At 50.6% G+C, this 20,662-nt stretch carries 21 protein-coding genes; 9 read left to right on the top strand and 12 right to left on the bottom strand.

Going from position 1 to position 20,662, the window contains the following annotated elements; genetic code table 11:
- Positions 1-79: 79 nt before the first annotated feature.
- The 4 genes from NST26_RS14305 to NST26_RS14285 form a co-directional block, all read right to left on the bottom strand.
- Positions 80-361 (bottom strand): holin, encoded by a 282-nt coding sequence (locus tag NST26_RS14305; protein ID WP_036728921.1) that lies wholly within the window; start codon positions 359-361, stop codon positions 80-82.
- 5 nt (positions 362-366) lie between these two features.
- Entirely contained in the window at positions 367-1,170 is an 804-nt protein-coding gene (locus NST26_RS14300; RefSeq protein ID WP_340953277.1) for a glycoside hydrolase family 73 protein, read from the bottom strand.
- Between the two features lie 659 nt (positions 1,171-1,829).
- Complete coding sequence (locus NST26_RS14290; protein ID WP_339256348.1) at positions 1,830-3,461, bottom strand: diguanylate cyclase domain-containing protein; 1,632 nt, start codon at positions 3,459-3,461, stop codon at positions 1,830-1,832.
- A gap of 152 nt (positions 3,462-3,613) precedes the next feature.
- Entirely contained in the window at positions 3,614-4,219 is a 606-nt protein-coding gene (locus NST26_RS14285; protein WP_339256346.1) for a pentapeptide repeat-containing protein, read from the bottom strand.
- 248 nt (positions 4,220-4,467) lie between these two features.
- On the opposite strand from NST26_RS14285, the gene NST26_RS14280 reads away from it, so the two are divergent.
- Positions 4,468-4,743, top strand: a complete 276-nt coding sequence (locus tag NST26_RS14280) for a PilZ domain-containing protein (protein ID WP_340953279.1) — start codon at positions 4,468-4,470, stop codon at positions 4,741-4,743.
- 103 nt (positions 4,744-4,846) lie between these two features.
- On the opposite strand, the gene NST26_RS14275 is transcribed toward NST26_RS14280, so the two are convergent.
- Genes NST26_RS14275 through NST26_RS14255 form a run of 5 tightly spaced genes read right to left on the bottom strand, consistent with a single transcriptional unit; the run spans position 4,847 to position 8,378 of the window.
- Positions 4,847-5,581 carry a hypothetical protein gene (locus NST26_RS14275; protein ID WP_036728937.1) on the bottom strand — a complete coding sequence of 245 codons (735 nt, stop codon included), beginning with the start codon at positions 5,579-5,581 and terminating at the stop codon, positions 4,847-4,849.
- The gene (locus NST26_RS14270) at positions 5,575-6,276 is read right to left on the bottom strand and encodes an ABC transporter ATP-binding protein (protein ID WP_036728940.1); all 702 of its coding nucleotides are present in this window, start codon (positions 6,274-6,276) and stop codon (positions 5,575-5,577) included. The genes NST26_RS14275 and NST26_RS14270 overlap by 7 nt, the downstream gene beginning before the upstream one ends.
- Before the next feature lie 5 nt (positions 6,277-6,281).
- Positions 6,282-6,665 (bottom strand): GntR family transcriptional regulator, encoded by a 384-nt coding sequence (locus NST26_RS14265; protein WP_036728944.1) that lies wholly within the window; start codon positions 6,663-6,665, stop codon positions 6,282-6,284.
- Positions 6,665-7,411, bottom strand: a complete 747-nt coding sequence (locus NST26_RS14260) for an ABC transporter permease (RefSeq protein ID WP_209873505.1) — start codon at positions 7,409-7,411, stop codon at positions 6,665-6,667. The genes NST26_RS14265 and NST26_RS14260 overlap by 1 nt, the downstream gene beginning before the upstream one ends.
- Positions 7,404-8,378, bottom strand: a complete 975-nt coding sequence (locus tag NST26_RS14255; RefSeq protein WP_339256336.1) for an ABC transporter ATP-binding protein — start codon at positions 8,376-8,378, stop codon at positions 7,404-7,406. The genes NST26_RS14260 and NST26_RS14255 overlap by 8 nt, the downstream gene beginning before the upstream one ends.
- Positions 8,379-8,664: 286 nt before the next feature.
- Between NST26_RS14255 and NST26_RS14250 the strand changes: the two genes are divergently transcribed.
- From NST26_RS14250 to NST26_RS14240, 3 genes are all read left to right on the top strand, one after another.
- Positions 8,665-9,036 (top strand): hypothetical protein, encoded by a 372-nt coding sequence (locus tag NST26_RS14250; RefSeq protein ID WP_340979286.1) that lies wholly within the window; start codon positions 8,665-8,667, stop codon positions 9,034-9,036.
- A gap of 133 nt (positions 9,037-9,169) precedes the next feature.
- A complete protein-coding gene (locus NST26_RS14245; RefSeq protein WP_036728957.1) occupies positions 9,170-9,640 on the top strand; it encodes a hypothetical protein in 471 nt (156 codons plus the stop codon).
- A 75-nt stretch (positions 9,641-9,715) separates the two neighbouring features.
- Complete coding sequence (locus tag NST26_RS14240) at positions 9,716-10,651, top strand: aminoglycoside phosphotransferase family protein (protein ID WP_340953284.1); 936 nt, start codon at positions 9,716-9,718, stop codon at positions 10,649-10,651.
- Between the two features lie 40 nt (positions 10,652-10,691).
- Here NST26_RS14240 and NST26_RS14235 read toward each other — a convergent pair whose 3' ends face one another.
- Complete coding sequence (locus NST26_RS14235) at positions 10,692-11,627, bottom strand: phosphotransferase (RefSeq protein WP_340953286.1); 936 nt, start codon at positions 11,625-11,627, stop codon at positions 10,692-10,694.
- 205 nt (positions 11,628-11,832) lie between these two features.
- Between NST26_RS14235 and NST26_RS14230 the strand changes: the two genes are divergently transcribed.
- The 4 genes from NST26_RS14230 to NST26_RS14215 all read left to right on the top strand — a co-directional run bounded on the left by NST26_RS14230 (position 11,833) and on the right by NST26_RS14215 (position 15,663).
- On the top strand, positions 11,833-12,228 hold the full coding sequence (locus NST26_RS14230) for a hypothetical protein (protein ID WP_036728963.1): 396 nt from the start codon (positions 11,833-11,835) through the stop codon (positions 12,226-12,228).
- Positions 12,229-12,421: 193 nt separating this feature from the next.
- Entirely contained in the window at positions 12,422-13,318 is an 897-nt protein-coding gene (locus NST26_RS14225) for a sulfurtransferase (RefSeq protein ID WP_339256328.1), read from the top strand.
- 221 nt (positions 13,319-13,539) lie between these two features.
- A complete protein-coding gene (locus tag NST26_RS14220; protein WP_339256326.1) occupies positions 13,540-13,986 on the top strand; it encodes an OsmC family protein in 447 nt (148 codons plus the stop codon).
- A gap of 195 nt (positions 13,987-14,181) precedes the next feature.
- Entirely contained in the window at positions 14,182-15,663 is a 1,482-nt protein-coding gene (locus NST26_RS14215) for a 4-hydroxyphenylacetate 3-hydroxylase family protein (protein ID WP_339314029.1), read from the top strand.
- A gap of 107 nt (positions 15,664-15,770) precedes the next feature.
- Here NST26_RS14215 and NST26_RS14210 read toward each other — a convergent pair whose 3' ends face one another.
- Together NST26_RS14210 and NST26_RS14205 are read right to left on the bottom strand one after the other, a co-directional pair.
- Entirely contained in the window at positions 15,771-17,639 is a 1,869-nt protein-coding gene (locus NST26_RS14210) for an ABC transporter substrate-binding protein (RefSeq protein WP_340953288.1), read from the bottom strand.
- A 51-nt stretch (positions 17,640-17,690) separates the two neighbouring features.
- Positions 17,691-19,481 (bottom strand): AraC family transcriptional regulator, encoded by a 1,791-nt coding sequence (locus NST26_RS14205; protein WP_340953290.1) that lies wholly within the window; start codon positions 19,479-19,481, stop codon positions 17,691-17,693.
- A 246-nt stretch (positions 19,482-19,727) separates the two neighbouring features.
- Here NST26_RS14205 and NST26_RS14200 point away from each other — a divergent pair, with 246 nt between their 5' ends.
- Entirely contained in the window at positions 19,728-20,642 is a 915-nt protein-coding gene (locus NST26_RS14200) for an ABC transporter substrate-binding protein (protein WP_235191991.1), read from the top strand.
- Positions 20,643-20,662 lie beyond the last annotated feature (20 nt).

Genomic DNA, 20,662 nt, shown 5'->3' with positions numbered 1-20,662 from the left:
GCGTTCCTTCTAAATCGCTTGGATGATATCACCATTACTTATTCCCCATCTTATATTACCGCCTGAAGCCGCCGCTCTACTAATCTTCTTTGGTAGTCCCGCTCCGCTTATTGAACGCCAGTTCAAACAGCCCCGTTGCCGATAATCCGGCCAAGCCTCCGGCCCATAGACGAAGAATGAGATTCATGTCTGTAAAAGGGTATGCAGCCGCTCCTACCAGCAGGCCGATGGCCAGCCCCACCGCAGGAACCACGTTGCGCGGAAGATTAACGCTGTTCTTGACGAACTGGACCAGCGCCATAACGAATACCGCCAATACGGATGCAAAAGCTAGTACATTGTTAAGTGCATCATTGTACATAACGACTACACCCCCTTGCTTGTAACCAGCAGACCGGCGCGGTTCAATACGGTCAGCATCCGGTAGAAATCAAAGCTGCCTCCTGACGGCGTATCCAGCAGACCGGCTGCAGACGCGGCCTGTACCGCAGGCTCAGCCCAGGCCGGCACATTCATTACTGTGCGGCCCTCAATGACAGCCAGCCGTTCCGTGACACCTTTAATGGCCTGGCCTTGCTCTTGAACGCCGGCCTTCAGTGTATCTCTGCTGACAGACAGCCCTGCCAGCAGCTCCTTCAGTTCCCGCAGCTCGGTTTCCAGCGCCGCAATTTTTTGTTTATCTTCAGCTGACATCTCTTCATCCTCCTTCAGCTCGTCATATTGATACAGGTTATATGAATCCATAATCTGAATCAGCTTGGACGCATAACCCGGGTCCGTTGCGTAGCCTGCAGCAGCAATCTCGCGGGCGGCTGTTTTGCCGTCGACTCCAATAGCCTTGCTGTACAGCTTGGGGTTCCAGGACACTCCCCCGGTAATCAGTGCGGAATGATCCGCTATAGATTCTCCCCAGTTATGATAGGAACGGAACTGGGCAGTCACCTGTACAGCTTGGCCGTTCCTGTATTCCGTTGTCGGAAGCGCCAGGCTGCCCGCAGGCCCGCTGCCCTTGATGCCGAACAGATTGCCTGCCTTCAGCGTCAAGCCGCTCGTTCCCCAGCCGGATTCCAGCGCCGCCTGGGCAATCGTCAGCGAAGCTGCGATACGGGTGCGCTGCATATCCGCTACTGCGAAAGAAGCGATCCGGGCGATAAATTCGGAGTTCGTCATTGCTTCACTTCCTTTCCTACTATATTAAATGCCCCGCCCTGCCAAACTGCCTGTGCTTATCCCTGTTATGATGTATATGGAAGTGAGCTGCAGCTTATACGCACGCAAACAGCGCCGGAGCGGATGCACCGGCACTGTTTCAATAACCCACTATATTCCCTTCCACTAAAATACGCTAAGGATAATAATCAGCAAAATAAACAACACCAGTATCGTAGCCGTTGACGTTCTCAGACCTCCACTCATCCGGAGCCCTCCTTTCTTACGCACATGCCCAGCTTTGATCCCTCTACATCATATGCCTGTAGTCCCAAAAAAACTGGGCGAACGCACAATATGGGATTTATATGTAAAAAAAAGTATTGTTAAATCTTCCATCCTGGCTTAAACTAGTAATAATTAACTATATCGGAGGGACTAATTTACTATGCCTTCATATTATTTCAAGGAAATTTGGACACCGCTGAGCTGGATAGGCATTAAGTTTTTCCGGGATGACGAAGGATTTCTGTGGATAAAGAGATGGTCTAATCCACGTAAGCGGTTACGCTGAACGTAATGAGATAACGTCAAACAACCTTTTTCCGGCACAAGAGAAGCATCCCCGTCCTGCCGTTAAAAGGTTGTTTGTTGTTTCTGTCTGCTGTTGATTGCTGATCCTAAGATGCCGCCTCGAAGGTAATCCGGTTCTTCCCGCTCCGCTTGGAGATATACAGCGCTTCGTCTGCGAGCCGCAGGGTCTCGATAGTATCTCCGCCGTCCGGAGTCCATACAGCAGCACCTACGCTGCAGCCTACACGAAGCTCCTCGCCTTTAATCAGAATCGGCTGGTTGATCTTGCTGATAATCCGCGAAGCCACCACCTCCGCTTCCTTCATCGGTTTGCCCGCCGAGGTATTCAGAATAATCACGAATTCATCACCGCCCAGCCGGGCAACGATCTCATTGTCCCGCGTACAATCCATCAGCCGGAAGGCCACCTCCTGTAGCAGGGCATCTCCAACCGCATGGCCGAAGCTGTCATTCACTTTTTTGAAGCCGTCCAGATCCATGTACAAAAAGCTTAGTGTCGTCCGCTTCTGCTTGGCCTTACTGACCGCATGGGCCAAAAACTCATCCAGTGCTGCCCGGTTGGGCAAGCCGGTAAGCTTATCATGCAGCGCCATATCCGACATATAGCTCAGCTTGGTCTCTGTCTTGGTCAGGTTGTTCACCAGGCTCCGCAGGGAGGCCGACAGAATCGCCACATCCTTGAACCGGGTAGAGGCCGGGATCTCCACATCGGCACCGGAGCTGAGCAGGTCGGCTGTACGGGTGATATCCCTCAACGGTCGGCTGATCCATCCGGCCAGCAGCCAGCCGATTAGTGCGAAGGCCGCAGCGGTCAGCAGACCGCTGATCAGGATGAAGCGTTCAAGCTGATGGACTGAAGCAAAAGCGATGTCTGCCGGCTGACGGATAATGACCGTCCAGCCAAGGCCCGGGTAGTTCATGTAGCCATCACCATAGGCGTATCCCGTTAAATAGGAGTCACGGCCCCGATCCTGTTCGATCGCGTATGAGCTCTTACCGCTGCGGGCCTGCTGCAGGACCGCAGCCGTCATTCTTTTGCCGGTGAGCGCTTCTGGCCCCAATAGAATGGTGTCGTCCTTCTTACTGACCACGAACACTTCCACACCCTTAAGCCGTTCCTTGAGCGGATTCACAATGGAGGCCTCGACCTCACGTGACCACTCCCAGCTAAGATGTGCCGCCAGCACGCCGCTTGTCTGTCCTTGCTTGTCCATGACCGGCACACTCACATCAACAAACTGCAGGGCTTCCCCCGTCTTACTCTGCAGCAGCTTAGATAGCAGCACCGCATCGTGGACATCCCCGACGAAGGTTCCCTTAAGTGCCTGCTGAAAGACAGGCCTCTGGCTGATATTCGTTCCTTGCAAGATCTGATCCGTGGAAGCAACCACATTCCCTGTCTTATCCAGGAAGCCCACCCAGGTGAATACCGGCAGACTCTTCTTCAGCTGATTCAGCAATCTGCCGGCCTCTGCTTGTTCAACGGGTTCCTGAAAAGCATTCAGCTTACTCAAAACTTCTATTTCACCGGAACGTGACCACATGAACTGATCAAGCTTCTCGGACATTTGATTGGCCTCTGCGGCCAGGGAGCTGCCGATACTGACTTCCACAGAAGTGGTGGAGCGGTTGCCGATCACATAGCTGAGAATAGCCGTGAGCAGAATGATAATAACCGCAAATGCAGCTGAAAATAAAGTGCGAAGACTTAATGACATGTACACTCTCCTCTTCCGATGACCTTGTTCATGCTTCCGACCACTGAAGATATCTTGCGGCAACATGTCGAACTGGGTCGATATTTCTTTATCGGAAGAGTCCGGCAGAAATATAATACAGCTTCAGGCACCAGCCGTTTTTTCTTGAGTCGTTACCCTACCTTCGCTCCCATAGAACGGGCCAGCAGCACGGCCTGCTCCACATCCAGCCGCACTCCTTTGAGCTCCAGGCTCTTCAGGTCAATCCCCTCCAGCTTGGCGTCACGCAGATCTGCCCCTGCAAGCTTGCACTGAGCGAGCTGAACCCGGCTTAAATCCGCCCCGCGTAGATCCGCCTTTTGCAAATCGCAGCCCTGCATGTCTGCCTCGGTGAACCGGATGCCCCGCAGATCCTGCCTGCTGAGATTCAGATGGCGCAGATTCGTATAGGCCCAGTCCCCTCCGCTAAGTGTGATTCCGTCCATATAGGCATTGGCGAAATCCGATCCGACCATCTTGCAGTTCTCGAACTTCGCCACGAATAGATTCGCTCCGGTGAACTTGCAGTTGGTGAATGCGCCATCCGTGTGCAGCGAAGCATTCAGCAGGGCACCGGTGAAATCGCAATCGACAAACCGGCAGCCGGTGGAGGTCATCTCTTCCATTGAAGCTCCCCGAAAGGAGCAGCGCTCAAAGGTGCAGCCGTTTATTTCTCCATCCTGCAATGCTGCGTAATCAAAATTATGCTCATTAAAGGTTTCATTATGGTATTGATACATAGTTTAAGCACCTCTTTATCTGGGTATTGGAGCAAAGGTATGGTATAACAGATACTATATAATTCTTTAAATATACTACTTTAGGAGATTGTCCAAGTGTAGCCGTTTCGATATAATAGCAAATAAAATAGCGGAGGTAAATGATGGATGACTCCAGCAGAAAAGAACCATTCCGATATGTAATGAACCAGCCCATCGATTGCTGGCTTGAGATTCCCGCCAGTAATTCGGGACCGGGAGCGGGAAAATTGACTGAAGGTATTCTGCTTGACCTTAGCCGCTCCGGCTGCAAGGTCCGCACGTCGCTGAACCTCCGCTTCACCGCAGGGGATACGAAGCTGATTATTCATTTTCAGCTGGCGGAAGAGAAGCTGCAGTACGAAGGCAGTGTCCGTTGGGGCTGGATGTTCGGTCTGGGGCAATACCAGTACGGGGTAAGACTGGACCTGCAGGAAGAAGAGGAAGAACAGCTGCTGCGGGAGCTGGAGCTCTGGACCAGCGGAAGAAGCGCGCAAGGCTTATAGTCCATCCTATCCCCAATAATGCACACAAACGCAAGCAAGGCTGATTAGGAGCCTTGCTTGCGTGAACTATGAACGATGCGCTATCCCTCTGCTACACTTCGCTTTATACTTCGATTCTTCTCTTCACCAGCGCCACCATTCCATAGATCATCAGGCAGACCACCGCCACTTCAAACAGCAGCGCCCTTAGATCAACCGGAAGGTATGGTATAATAAATTCACTGCCGGATTGGGGCTCTCCAGTGTAAATCTCGAAGTTAAAGGCAATATCCAGACCAATGAAGTAGGTGTCAAAGAGCAGCTTCTCCAGATAACCTATTCCGTTCTGCAGCAGGACCAGAAGGCCGATGCCAAGCCATACTCTCCACTTCATACGCAGACTATAGGCTACTGTAAAGGAGAACATCACCATCACCATTAGAAATAAGGTAGACCAGATCGATTGAAGCAATGCCCGGAAGCCAACCGTCCATAGATTGCCGGGCAGTAAATCCACCGTGTTCAGCAGCTTGAGGATTCCCAGATGGGCCAGGCCGAGGAGGATGACCACCCCAATCAACAGCAGCGCCAGCAGCATGGGAGTCAGGACCGTCTGCAGTGCTGTAACCGGCAGAAGCCGCCGCTGATAGGATTTAAGATTACGGAAATATCCGGTGACCGCTATAAATATCATCGCGATGGCCAGGATGCAGTAAATAACCAGATTCAGGGAAGCCAAGCCCGTGTCTATCTTTGCACTGGAGATCCACAGTCCGGCCTGAGCGAGCAACGCAATGACGATGAAGACGAGAATGCGTTCTTGTCGGCGTTTAAGATCATATTTTAATAGCTTCAGCATTCGGCAAACACCTCTCTGAACAGCTCATCTACACTCTTCCCATGCTCTTGTCTAAGCTCCTCCACCGGACGATGCAGCACAATCTCCCCCTCCTTCAGGAAAATCACCTCATCAAAGATCCGTTCGATATCCGTCACCAGATGAGTAGAGAGCAGAATACTGCTGTCCTCCTCATAGAACTCCATCAGCGCATTCAGAATCTTGGTCCGTGCCACCGGATCAACGCCTCCAATCGGCTCATCGAGCAGGTATAATCTGGCCCGGCGGGAGAGCGCTAATGTCAGCTGCAGGCGTTCGTTCATCCCTTTGGATAACGTCCGCACCTTATCCGCTGTACGCAGCTTCATGAAATCCAGCATCCGCAGTGCCTTGGCCTGATCGAAATCCGGGTAGAAATCCTGCTGGAATCTCAGCGCATCCCCGATATTCATCCACGACTCCGTTACCGGCACATCCGGCATGAAGGAGACGAGCTTCTTGCTCTCTACGCCCACAGGCATCCCGAGGACTGAGATCCGGCCCGAGGCGGGCCAGGCGAGTCCGGCGATCAGCTTCATGAGCGTGCTTTTGCCGCTGCCGTTACTTCCCAGAAGGCCGGTGATGGTGCCGCTGCCCAGCTTGAAGGAGACCTGGTTCAGCGCCTGTCTAGGGCCGAACTGTTTGCTTACATTCTGAATGTTAAGTATATCGTCCACTCTTCTTACTCCCCCTGTTCTTGGTTCCGCTGGTGAATGTTCTCTGCTACTGCAGTTAGTATATCTTCGCCCTGGAAGCCGAGCTCCTGCATTCCGCGGATAAAACGGTCCAGCACATCCTGCGCCATCTCCTTCTTGACGGTCAGAATCGTCTCTTCGCTTCCGGTCACATATCTGCCCATGCCGCGGCGGGTCTCCACGATGGTCTCACGCTCCAGTTCCTGAAAAGTTCTTTGCACGGTATTCGGGTTAATCTGCAGTTCAGCGGCCAATTCACGGACAGAGGGGATCTTATCTCCAGGCTTCAGTTTACCGGTGATAATCTCTCCCTTGATGTAATTCATGATCTGGAGATAAATCGGCTGGTTATTATCGAATTCGATCCCCATCAAGCAACATCCCTGCGTCTGAAGACGGCGAAGCCTGCAAGCAGGAACAGCGTCATGTAGATGCACAGCAGGATAATGGAGAAGGTTAGTGTCATTCCCTGCATCGGTGCACCGCCATCCTTGTAGGCTGCGAGATTAAGATTAGGGAACAGTACATATTTGTAGAACTCACGGGAAATGACCAGCTTGTCGATGGTGGTGGCGAAGATGGTTGCTCCAATGGTTACGCCAGTCGATTTCGTTAGAATCCCTAGCATGAAGCCGATCGTAGCGTAGACGGTGCAGTACACAGTTGAATACAGCAGCGAAGTTAGGATCTCACCGATTCCCGCTTCCCCTCCGCTGAGTCCGAAGAATACCGCTCCTGAGAGGAAAAGCCCCACCGTCGCAACTACCTGCATGCTAAGTGTATAGAGCAGTACAGTTACATATTTGGAGGCCAGAATCGCCGTGCGGCTGCGGGCACGGATCAGCAGAAATTTGATCGTCCCCTGGCTGTATTCCCTGGATACAATCCCCGCCGTCCCGACGATCACCAGAATGGCCAGAAGCTGGCCAATGCCTCTGGGCTGAAGGGAATCCGCTGTAAAATCTGCCGCTGAAGCATACATATCTGCGGCAAATGTACGAGTCATATAGCCCACTGCCAGCGACAGTACCAGCAGGATGACATAAGGAATGATATTGCTGCGTTTCTTCGATATTTTGAGCCATTCATTCAGCACAAGCAGATTAAATTTACGCAATGCGGTTGCCTCCTGTCCATTTCAGGAAATCCTCTTCCAGACTTTGTCTATTCTCAGTGATCCGGTATATCCCGACCTTGGCTTCGCTAAGCGCCGCCACCAGCTCCGGTACGGCTCCATCCGGCAGCTGTACATGCAGCTCGGAATGAGCTTCATCCGCTCCAGTGACCTTAACGCCCTGCAAGGCTCCGGCCACAGTCCGTGCAGCTTCAAGCTTATCTACCCGGATCGTAAGTGCTACCTCACTACGTGCCTCCGGTACTTCCGTAAGCTGTGTCACCGTTACAAGCTTGCCGTTCTGAATGACCACCGCGCGGTGACAGATCTGTTCAATCTCAGCCAGCATATGACTAGAGATTAGAATGGCAATGCCCTCTACCTCTGCTATTCTCCGCATATAGTCGCGCATCTCCCGGATGCCGGCGGGGTCCAGCCCGTTAGTCGGCTCATCCAGAATGAGCAGCTTCGGCGAGTGGAGCAAGGCCTGAGCAATCCCCAGACGCTGGCGCATACCGAGGGAGTAGGCCCGAACCTTCTTGTTCATCGCCTCCTGCAGCCCCACCAGCTCCACGACCTCCTTGATCCGTGATACCCCGGCTCCATCACTCATGCGTAAATATTGCAGCAGGTTGTCGTACCCGGTCATATGCGGATAGAACTCAGGATTCTCAATGATCGCCCCGATCTGTGAGATCGCCTGCTTGAATTCCTTCCGGATACTGTGTCCATGAATCAGAACATCCCCTCCGCTCATGCGGATCAGTCCGGTCATCATCCGGATGGTGGTCGTTTTGCCGGCGCCATTCGGTCCCAGCAGCCCGACAATCTCTCCCTTATGGATCTTGAAGCTTAGATTATCTACAATGGCTTTCCCTTTTATCAATTTGCTGACGCCTTGCATTTCCAATACGGTTTGTTCTTGCGCAGGGCCTGACGGCTCCTGAACATTATGAGCGGTTGAATTCATGACAGCCTCCTTGTGCGGATCGGTATAGGTGGAGTATTAATTCCACGGGTTGTTGCTAAGCTGGAACATGTGTATTTTCAATGTTGTATTGGTGTGTTAGTTAAATAGTACACTAGGTATTTCGATTTGTAAAGCAGGTTTGTGAAAAATTTCCTGAAGCACTGTGTAAAGAGGCTATCCGTGCAGGGGTTCTAACCATACCAATCTCTATCAGCATACATAGAATAGTATTGCAGCTGGCAGTACGTGCTGCTTTTGCCAAAAACCGCTCCAAGGAGGAATACACATGAATAAAGAGGTCCATATCTCGCAGACTTTTCCAAGACTGACGGTGTACAGCGAAGAAAACTTCCGGGGAAGAAGCAGAATCTACAGAGGCAATCTCGGTATCCGCGATACGGACAATATTCTGGATGGCATCGAAAGTCTCCGCTTCTTCTCAACCAGCAGCAATGCCACGCTTGTCCTGTTCAGCAGAACCCGGTTCAGAGGCAGCTTCCGCGTGCTTCGCGGGAACCACAGCATCCGTGATCTGGATGACTACATTTCAGGCAATGACGTAGAATCTATCATCTCTACCAACCAGAGACTGACGCTGGACCAGATCCGCCGTATCCGCAGCAGCAGGGATCTTCCTGCAGGCTACCGCTTAATCTAACAGAACACGCACGCTGAACAGGGCACCCTCTGGTACCGCCCAGCCGGAGAGTGCCCTGTTTGGTATTGGATTATCGTACTTTTTAGCACAACTAAATGATTCCTTTTTCGTTAAAGTTATAGGGGGTGAGATCATGCGGAGTATTTGCTTTTCCATTCTGGTATCTATTTTTCTGATGAGTGGATGTAGCAACCCAACCGGAGAGCGAATCATAAACATGAATTACAGCTTCAATGAACCACATCTTTTTCCGTTTGAGATCAATGAAGTTCGTACTGAAATCGCAGTTGATAACCCGTATGTGCTACAACAGTATGTTTTTCATTATAAAAACAAGCAGACCCTGCAAGAAATAAGATACATCCTGAGCAAGGTTATGAGTGCACCAGAGAAAATTTCCACCCAAGGCAAGCAACGCTTAGAACTTGATAATGGAAAAGAAGCATACTATGACGAAGACGAAACTACTCAATCCATCTGGTGGGAGGGGGAGAACGGATTTTTGGCGCGATTTGTATATTATATCAACGGAAATCTAGATCCGATCCACACTAATAAATTAGAGGTCTCCGCCTTTATAGACTTAGCTAATCAAATTCAATAGTATCTTCAGACCAGATCACCGGGCCGGCAGTATATACTGTGAAAACTAGCATTCCGCGAGGAGGACCAACAGAATATGAAGCCACTGGATATCCATCCAACAGCGTTGTATGAGCAGGTTCAGTCCGACATTGGCAGCTTTCAGGTCTTGAGAAACTACAGACTGAATAGTGTGAGAACCGGGGTCTGGAAGCTGCAATCCGATCAGGACTCTAAATGTTATTACTTAAAAACCTACAGCCGCAAACAGAGATGGCATCCTGAGGTTTATGCATACCGTCACTGGATAGGTCAGTTGAAACCGTATGTACCTGAGTTAATAGCTGCTTACGAGGGGGAGGGCTGGCAGGCTATATTAATTACATCCATGGATGGATTAATCATGAGGGATACTGAACTAAGTCCCCTGGCTGTGGAAGCCGCTTACCGTAAGGCAGGTGAATTAACAAAAGTACTGCATGATTCACAGATTGGCGATTGGTTCGGCCGCCCTGATATAAATGGAAATCCAATCGAGTTATCCCATAATGAGGACCCGGTAAATTATGTTTCTAGTTCCATTAGGGAAGTTACAGCGCGATGTATGGAGGAAAATCTGCTGCAATCTTCTGAAATCTCTTTAACCGATTGGGCACTTCAGAACGTTCATGTATTCCGGCATAGCAGACCTGTTCCTATTAGCTGGGACTCCACACCAGGCAACTGGCTGGTGGATGAGCAGGGTATTTTGACAGGAATGATAGACTTCGAGAATATGCTGTGGGGGCTGGCTGTGGACAACTTCTCCATTCTGTTCGCCAGATATTTCATAGATCATCCATCAGCCAGAGATGCCTATTTTGCAGGGTATGGACTTGAAGTGCTTAAGGACCAGTCTGCTGAAATACAAATATGCTGCATCAAAATGGCCCTCGGCGATATCTGCTGGGGCACTCACAATCATCAACCCGAGGTCGTCCGATCTGGCAGAGAGCTTATGAAAAGAATACATAATCAGCAGCTTTTCCTGTAGGGAAGCTTGAAGGCAGTGCAAGTTCCATGCAGCTTCCCGCCTACATCGCAGCTACCTCTGCCGCCAGCTCACGGACCTGCTGTTGCAGGACATTCACCTCATCGGTCCCTTCCCAGTAACGGGTGGCGAAATGCAGGAATACGTCTATCTTGCGCAGGAGCATGAGCACCGGAATCGCCGCCAGTTCCTCAGGAGTCAGCGTAACCCTGCGGTTATAACCCCGCCAGAAATCACGGATAATCCGCTCCGAGTCCTCATGACTGAGCAAGGCCGACAGAATCACAGCAGCATCCATAACCCGTACATCCCTTGTGCAAAATTCAAAATCCAGCAGCGCCGTCACCCGGGCGGTATCCGCTCCATCCACCAGCAGATTGGAAGCGTTCAGATCGCCGTGCACCAGCTGATGCGGCAGGCTCTGAAGCTGTTCCAGCGAGTCAGCCACGTTGTCGTAGGCTTCCACTAATACGGTCAGCTCCGGCAGCAGCTCCTTCAGAGACTCGGGCGGGTCCGTCACCAGACCATACAGCGCTTCACGGGTGCATAGCGGATACGAGGTCCGCAGCTCATAGTATGGACGGTATACGGACGGGATGCCCGTATCTATCTCAGCCAGCGCAGCGGACAAGATGCCTGCCGCTTCTCCGAAGGACTCATAGTAATCCGCAGCTTGCCCGGACGGGGATTCCCCTTCAATATAAGCAAACAAGCAAGCGAATTTCCCGCTCTCTTCAAGTTGAACCAAGGTCTCTCCACTGGCAGTACGGATCGGAAGAGGTGTACTGAACGGCAGACCCGCAGCGGCCAGCTTCAGCAGCACCGTATGTTCAAATTCTATTTTGTTCCTGTCCTTATGGGTGTCATAGATACGCAGCACAGCGCGGCGTTCCCCGCTCTCCACGAAATACGTTGTATTATTCCATCCTCCGCTCCGCTTGCGCAGCGAGCCCTTCCATTCAGGCCAGACCTGACTCACTATAGCTTCCGTAGGCTTATGCCCCTTTCTATTAGGTTCAGAAGCAATTGTAGAATCCGGGTACGGCTATGTCAAATCTACTAGGATTGGGGCGGTTCGCTAGCCTCTGATCCAGTCGCCTTTTTTAGCTGCAAAAGACAATTATACAAAACAAACTATCAGATTTACATATATTACTGTATCAAGAGAAAAGGAGGACTTCCAAATGCCAATTTATACTATCGGTGCAGTGCCCAACCTTGAGCCTACCGGAACAGTAATATCGCAATTCGTCGAGCTTCGAATCACCAACACAACCGTTGCAAGGCTGGAACCTATTGTAGTCAATGCTTACAGTGTCGCAGATTCCGGCCCGGAGGGGATAGCTGAAACTCTGAATTTCACAACAACGTTCGGGATTGCCGCTCCAAATGGTGTGGTTACGCTCATCATACCAACGACAGTGGCCAATTACAGTATCACCGTTTCTTCACCTGGTGCTCCCGGATTCGTGAACGACATCTCGCTATACGCAGTAGCCCGGGATGCAGCCGGCTTCATAGTGTTTGATCAGGTATATCCATTCGGAGACTGGAACATCATCGGTCCCGTCCTTAGTTAACTTCATTTCATTGCTCAGGCGAGTCCTGAGCTTTTTTTGTTTCTGGTAAAACTGTACAGAATAGCAGCACGCTCACTATCACGATCACTCCTGATCTGATAAGCCTATGCTTGCACCACTTCAATAATATGCGGAATGCCTGATTATCCGCTATAATGTAATCCATACAATACAAGCAAAGGATGGGATACATATGGACGCAACCGTTAGCAAACGCTGGCTGCTCGCCAGACTCTACGAGCCGGAACAGACCATCGTAGACTGCCGGTTCACATTAGGCCAGCCTAAGGCCGGCAGAGACAGCTATCAACAAGAGCATATTCCGGGCGCGATCTATCTGGATCTGAAACTGGATCTGTCCTCTCCGGTGAGCGAGCATGGCGGTCGCCATCCCCTGCCTGACCCTGAAGTGCTGGCTGCACGGCTCAGCAAACTCGGAATCGGTAATGATACTCGCATTGTCGCCTACGACGATGAGAACGGCATGAACGCCGCCCGTCTGTGGTGGCTGCTGCGTTACCTGGGGCATGAGCAGGTATTCATTCTGGAGGGCGGCTTCAGCCAGTGGAAAGAGGGTAAATATCCGGTGACGGATCATCAGCCGGTGCGGGTGCCTAGTACCTTTACAGCTAATGTTCAGCCGCAGATGCTGGCGGGAGTTGAGGAGGTGCGCGAGGTATCGGAGAAGACAGTTAATAATGCTGGCGCTGAGTCTGAGAGTGACGTCAACGTTGCGGATGCCGTGCCTGCTCTTCCCGTGCTGATCGATTCCCGGGCCAATGACCGCTATCACGGCCAGAATGAGACCCTGGACCCGGTCGGCGGGCATATCCCTGGGGCGGTCAACTACTTCTGGAAAGACACGCAAAATCCGGACGGTAGCTGGAGGAGTGCGGAGCAGCTTGAAGAACATTTTGCCGGACTGGACAAAGACCGTGAGGTCATCGTCTACTGCGGCTCCGGCGTAACTGCCTGCCCGAATGTACTGGCGCTAGAAAAGGCCGGATATACGAATGTGCGGCTGTATGCGGGAAGCTGGAGTGACTGGATTAGCTATGAAGATAACCCGGTGGCCACAGGAGACGAGTAAAAGCCGATTGACCGCATCGGATTTGAGTTTTGGGGCTGTGACAGGTTGCCGGAAGGCAGGCTGCTCACGGCCCTTTTTCGGCATTTTCGCGCGCGCTGTTCCAGAGATCGACAAGCTGGTAATTTGAGGATTGACAATATGACAAGTTAAATTTAAAATAATCACAGCGGAAAAGTATGATTTAATTTATTATAAACTAACCATAGAAGGAGATTTTTAAAATGACCGCTCTCCAAACCTTTAAAGCATCTGCGCATTTGCAAGACGGAGTCCAAGTGAAAGTAGCATCCCGAAACTTTGAATTTATTATTGACGAGCCCAAAAGCTTGGGCGGAACTGATACCGGTATGAATCCGGTCGAAGCTTTGCTGGCCTCGCTGGGAGCATGCCAGTCTATCGTGGCCAGAGTGTATGCGCCTAAATTCGGCGTGAACCTCAAGGATTTCTTCGTGGATGTAGAAGGCGATCTTGATCTGGATGGCTTTTTCAACAAGTCGGAGGTGCGTCCGGGCTATTCAGAAATTCGGTATAGCTTCCGTATTAAAACAGATTCACCCAAAGAACAGGTTGAAGAATTTGTACGATTCCTGGAAAGCAAATGCCCAGTTGGAGATACGCTCGCAAACCCGGTTAATCTCAAGCTGGAAAGCATTATCATCGAAAGCTAAGCAACCGTTCAGAACCGAGAAGCTTCCACACTATGACCTCTTGCCACGGAGCACAGAATGGGACCAGGGGTAGAGACCGTATAGGCGCAAGTGCACGATCTACGGACAATGTACAAAGCAGATCATGGTTACGTATATTAAAAGCAATAACACGGCTTTTTTTAGTGAAAGCTGTCTTTTAAAGAGGTGAACCGTGTGCCTATTAAAACAGGTAGCCAATACATCGAACGTATCGACCGGCAAAATATCAATATTTTTTACAAAGGAACACGGATCGAAGGCCCTTTATCCAAGCATCCCGCATTTCAAGGTCTCATACAAACCCAAGCCGAAATGTACAACATGCAGTGTGATGAGCGTTATTTAGCACAGATGACCTACCCTTCACCCGATACAGGAGAGCCTGTCGGTCTATCTTTTCTTCCACCCAAGAATGCTGAGGATTTACAGCGCCGCAGAAAAATGATTGAACTCTGGTCCAACTGCCATCATGGGTTTTTAGGACGTTCTCCGGACTATATGAATACAGCCCTCATGTCTCTGTTTACAGCTGCCGATATCCTTGAGGAGCTGAATCCGAAATATGCTGAGAACCTCAGGAAGTACTATGCTTACTGCCGGGATCATGACATTACCTTATCCCATGCCTTCATCCAGCCTCAAGCAAGCAAAATATCCGGCCAGATTGATGCTACGGAGGATTCTATCGCTGCTAAAGTCGTTGAAATCAATGCTGAAGGGATGATTGTAACCGGTGCTTTTATGATGGCAACACAAGGGGCTACATGCGATGAAATGCTTGTATTCCCAACGCCTTCCCCCTCGTTTGTGGATGATGATAATCCGTTCGCGTTTGCCTTCGCCGTGCCTAATGATCTGCAAGGGATGACTTTTTTTTGCCGTGAAAGCTACGCAGCCTCATCTGCCTACGACCATCCGTTAAGCTCAAGATATGAAGAAATGGATACCCTAGTCATATTTGACCGCGTTCTTATCCCTCATGACCGTGTATTTTATTACGGAGATGAAATGTACTGTTCCCGATTGTTCGGCGAGAGTCACTTCCATACGCATATGGCCCATCAAATCATCACCCGCTATATTGCAAAAACAGAGTTCTTTCTCGGGTTGCTGGAATCTTTGGCGGAAGAACAAAACGTTATCCCTGAGCCCCATACTATTCAGCCTATTTCCAGAACGATAACCTATTTGGAGACCTTCAAAGCCTTAAGACTCGCTTCTGAAATAGGCGCTTCCCCGGACAAATTCGGATATCTCGTTCCAGACAAAGGTCCACTTTTGGCTTCGTCCGTTCACTTTTCGGAGTTTTATCCGGACCTGATTGAAATGGTTCAACATCTCAGTTCAAGCGGTCTCATCATGATCCTCTCGGAGTCCGACTTCGATACAAGCGCTGGTGCATACCTCAGTCAGTATTTGAAGGGTACGGCTTCGGAGGCGTGGTTCCGAAACGCTTTATTCCGGCTTGCTTGGGAACTCGGAGCGGGTGCATTCGGCGGGCGACAAATCCAGTTTGAGCGGTTATTTTTCGGCAGCTCCCACACACTGGCCTGGCGCATGTACAACAGCTATGATAATCACGAATCCTTCCGTCAAATCATTCACGAGTTCATTGCACCAGAAGAAACCCGATTCGTTATGAGGGGAAGCCGGTAACTCAAAGACACTCTTCTCATTGTTCTGAGGAGAGTGTCTTTTGTCAAAAAAATCATCAATTCAAAGTCTGATGTCTCCATTTCCGGGGCAGCATCAGATCCAGCCGTCTATTCCTGCAGCTTCGCTACCTGCTCAATCAACGCATCAACGCCTCTGTCTACGGTATAAGGGCCGTTGTTCCAGTTCACACGGGATACATTAATAATCCTGTTGTTCTTCACCGCAGGGATGCTCTGATAGACAGGCTCCTTGAACAGCTCCATCATGGCAGCCAGCTCTTCATCCGTCATTTGTGTAAAAAAGTAATCCGCCGGCTTGTCTACCAGCATCTCCATGGACAGTACCGTTCCCCCATCCGCATAGGGCTTGAATTGCTCGGGCATTGCAAAACCGAAATCCTGATAGATCAGCTTGCCCAAGGTACCTCCTTCCCCTCCGAGCAGCACCTCTCCGTTACGGATAATGAATGAGATCGCTGTAGTTCCTTCATCAATTTTGATATTGATGTTATCGCGGATGCCCTGCAGCTTCTCGTCGAAGGAAGCAATCCATTGCTCCGCTTCCTCTTGCTTGCCCATAATATCGCCCATGGTTCTTAAGGTATTCACCACATCCGGGTCACCGCCCCAGGCGACGGCTAAGGTTGGAGCAATCTTCTCATAGGTCTCAATTACATCTTCACCAAGATAGTCCGGAATGATAATCAGATCTGGCTCCAATGCAGAAATGGCTTCAACACTGCCTGTTCCTGCCCCTATATTCTCCACAGTCTTCATCTCTTCCTTGTATTGATCCAGCGTCTCCTGGTTGACACCCGCCGGCATCAGGCCGAGAGGAAGCATATAACCGCCATAAGCGAGCGCCACTACCGCGCCAGGCTCGACTGGAATTTCCACCTGTCTGGCGAAGCCATCGGTAACTATTCTTGTTGCTGCTTCGGGTTTCGTATTACCGCCTCCACAAGCTGCAAGCAGCACAGACAGACTGAACAAGAGGGATACAGCAAAAGTGGGTTTATGGCTAACTTTCAAATCATTCACACTCCATGCTCTGTATTGATAATGATTATCACTGATATCAATATAGCGTTGTTCTTTCGCTGGAGCAATGAACGATTCCGGCATATCATTGGTAGGAATTGAACCTTTGTGTAACGGTGCGTGCATTTTGAACTGGGCGGGGGTCTCTCCGTACAGCTTTTTGAATAGTCTGCTGAAGTAATAGAAATCCGTATACCCGACACTTTCAGCAACATGGCGGATAGGAGCATCTGTCCCTGCCAGCAGGGTTCTGGCTTGCAGCATCCGGGTCCGGCTCACATACTCCATGGGACTGCAATCATACCTGCGCTTGAATACCCTCACCAAATGATGGGCGCTGTAGTGGAACAGCTCAGCCATAGCTGTCATAGAGAGGGGCTGGCGATAATATTCCCGGATATAACGGGCGATCTGTTCAGCCAGATCCGGTTCCGTCTGCTGCTCTCCCGCCAGCTGGAGCTGACGGAATTGTTCAGACACGAACTGATAGAACAGTCCGGTCACCTGCATCCGTTCCAGCTCCCCTCCGCTTGTCCAAAGCTGAAGCATGCGCTCTTGCAGGGAGAGGATCATCCAGGGATCGCTCCCTTGGAAGACATAGGGCTGCTGGAACGGATTGTGATTGCCCCCCGCTAGGTCTGTGAATGGGCTGCCGGGACAAGGCTTGTATAAGATCAGGTAATAATCAAACGTACTGCTCAAGCAGCAGATATGAAGAACTGCACCTTTGCCGCCATGTACGACCTGGTGATTGCGTGATGCGCTTCCGTACCCGTCCAGCATGACTTTGGCTTCTCCCTGATTCGTGAACACAAACGCACTTGAAGGCAAAGTATAGCTCTGAAGCTTCTCTCCCGGCTGCATGATCACATGACGGATATCCAACACTTTCACAGGCACATGATTCCATATCCGAAATCTTTCTGACCACTTCATAGAAGCACCTCTATAACTAATAAGCTTACATACTTGTATAACTCTCTTCATTTATCCTTGATCCGCTTGAGCAATCAGCTTGGTCATTTCCTCTGCCTGCAGCAGAGCCGAGAGCGGATCGGACAAGAAGTAGTTCTCCCATTGCAGCTCTATGATCCCGCAGCCGGCTGCCCGGTGAAGTTCAGTCATATCCGGCATGTGCCCCTCCCTTCCACTCTGCTTGCTTCTTAGAACCAGCAGATAATCCTCCGTGTATTGGGCAATGTCCTGCTGATCAATCCAAATCGACTCATGTCCTTGCTCGAACAGCTCCTGCCACACTTTCCATGGCGGCTGCAGCCCCAGCACTTCATAGGCAGCTCTCCCGCCCCGGGTGGCTGCATTGCCTATAACCCGAATCTCCTGACTCCAATTCGGGTCAATCACAGTGAACGTCCGCCGTTCCGGGCATTGCCGCAATATCGCATTCCGCACATAAGCTGCCCGTGTCTCATATTCGATAATCCACTTCGCCGCTTCCTGAGTGCGGTTCAGAATATGCCCCATGGCGGCGATCCCTTCCCCGGCTGAACGGAAATGATCACTCTGAAAGACTACTGTAGGAGCTATCCTCGCAAAGGAAGCAAAGGCTGTCTTGTCCCAGGTAATGATCAGATCAGGTTCAAGTTCAAGCACCTTCTCTATAGATACCTGGTTGTGGTTGCCGATATCTTGTACCTCAGAACCTATATACTGCCCAAGCAGCCGGTTGCTGTCCAACAAGGTTTGTGGAGCTCCCACAGGTGTCAGACCCAAAGCCAGCACTTCTCCCAGGCTCCAATCTATAACTACCCGCTCAGGCTTGTCCGGAATAGTAATCTCACCCATCACCGTTTGTATATTTCTTCTTTTGTGCCCGATACCCGCCATAGGGGAAGTACGCCCTCTTGTCTGTTCTATAAGGGTCTCATGGGCCATCTGTATAGTGCGCGGTTGCAGGGTTATCCTGTCCTGTATGCCTTCTCTTTCACAATCGCTGATCTGCCGCCTGTAATAATCGGGAGATACACCCTCGTGCTTCTTGAAAAAACGGCTAAAGGCATAGGCGTTGGCATAACCTACCCGCTCTCCGATTTCCTGCAAGGTTGCTTCCGTATGCAGCAGCTCATAGGCTCTATTCAGACGAATACGCGCCAGTACCTGCCCGGGGCTTGTCTGCAGCTTGCTCTTGAACAGTCTGGTTAATAATCTCGGACTGCAATGGGTCACAGCAGCAACATGAGCTACAGTCAGGGGGGTACCGTAATGATCCTGCATATATCGAACAGCCAGACGGGTACGGTCAGGACCAAAGAGGCTGATCTCCTGCTGCTGATGATGCATCTGCTGCAGCAGCTCGTAGAGCCACTGGTAGAATATCGCCGTGACTTGAATCCGTTCAAGAAAAGCTATATTTCCCCACTTCTCATACAGCCTGGAAGCAAGCTCCAGTAGCGGGAGCGGATAATGCGGCTTCAACCCATATTCACACTGTAAGGTTATGCCGGGAAGCTGCTCATTCAGCGGTTCCTGCACCTCCCTCTCAGTCTCAACCAGCATATACATGATCGAGTACAGCTCAATCCCCGTGTCAGCCTTCATACGCACAACGGCGCCTTTACTTCCGTGCAATACATACCAGCCATCCAATGCATGAGGCGTCTCATCCAACCACAGCTGGCCCCGTCCCTGCACCAAAATAAAAGTATGGGAGGACAGCCGCTGCTCTCTGTATTCCCTTCCCGGTTCCATGCCTGATTGACGGATATCCAGCAGACGGACCGCCTGATTATCCCAAAGCTCAATATACCCCTCTATATTCATAAGAAAACTCCAGTCTCAATGCTTGAACACTTCAAGATTCGTTATCATCTGTCCCCATAGTATATGATAATGATTCTCAGTGCAATGCCTCCCATGTTCCGAAACAGGTATGCCGAATGTTCCTGATTGGTCATTGTGTAAATAGAGACCACCTTCTATAGTGATAATAGTTCTCAATAAGAAAGAGGGTCGAACATTATCAAAAGGTTCAATTTGTACTACATAGCCTTATTGTGTATGCTGGCAATGGCTATATTGCTCACAGGATGCTCTAAGCAGAATTCCGGCCGTCCAGGGAATACAGCCGACCATTCACAGGATAAGCGTATTCTCTCAACTGTAAAAGGAGATGTGGAGGTCCCTGCACACCCTTCCCGGGTGGTTGTGGACTGGAACATTGGCGATGTGCTGGCTGTTGGGTTGACGCCGGTAGGCGTTCCGGGCAGTTTGCTGGACTACGGGGAATTCCTGCGCAAGCCGCTTGAAGGCGTGGAAGATATCGGCAACCATAACGAGGTATCCTTGGAGAAGATCATTCAGCTTAATCCGGACCTGATCATCACCTGGAACCAGGAGACTTATGAAGCTTATTCCAGAATCGCCCCTACTGTCGTATTCATAGCCGATGATTATGACTCCATGCAGGCAGAGGTCAGCGCAATGGGAGAAATTCTTAACCGTCAGGAAGAAGCTCAGAAGTGGAACAAGTCCTTCGGGGAGCGGACCCAGGCCGCTCGTGCCAAAGCACAGGCTGCTGTGCCGGCTGGCGCAACCTTCACGATAACGGATTTTAACTGGTTAAAAAGTGTGGGCATTGTAGGCAAAAGTGCAAACCGGGGCGGCAAGGCCGTCTACGAGCTGCTTGGACTGACTCCTGCTGAGAAAGTAAAGACGGAGCTCTTTGATCAGAATAAGGAGAGCATTGAAATCAGTTCCGAGGTGTTCGGGCAGTATGTAGGTGATTATCTGCTGGTGATGAAAACAGTAGGCGCATCTGACGAGACCCTTCCCGGGATATGGAGCGAACTGGATGCAGTCCGTAACGGCCAGGTGTATGAGCTGGATATTCATCAATACCTAAGCTCAGACCCGTATACCTCTATCCTGCAAGCGGAGGATATTGCCGAACGACTGGCCAGTAAGCAGACGATGCTCAAGTAATGTAAGAAATAAGCGCACAA

Source organism: Paenibacillus sp. FSL R7-0128, from assembly GCF_038002245.1.
Lineage (GTDB): Bacteria > Bacillota > Bacilli > Paenibacillales > Paenibacillaceae > Paenibacillus_AQ > Paenibacillus_AQ silagei.
This window is presented reverse-complemented; position numbering and strand designations above follow the sequence as displayed.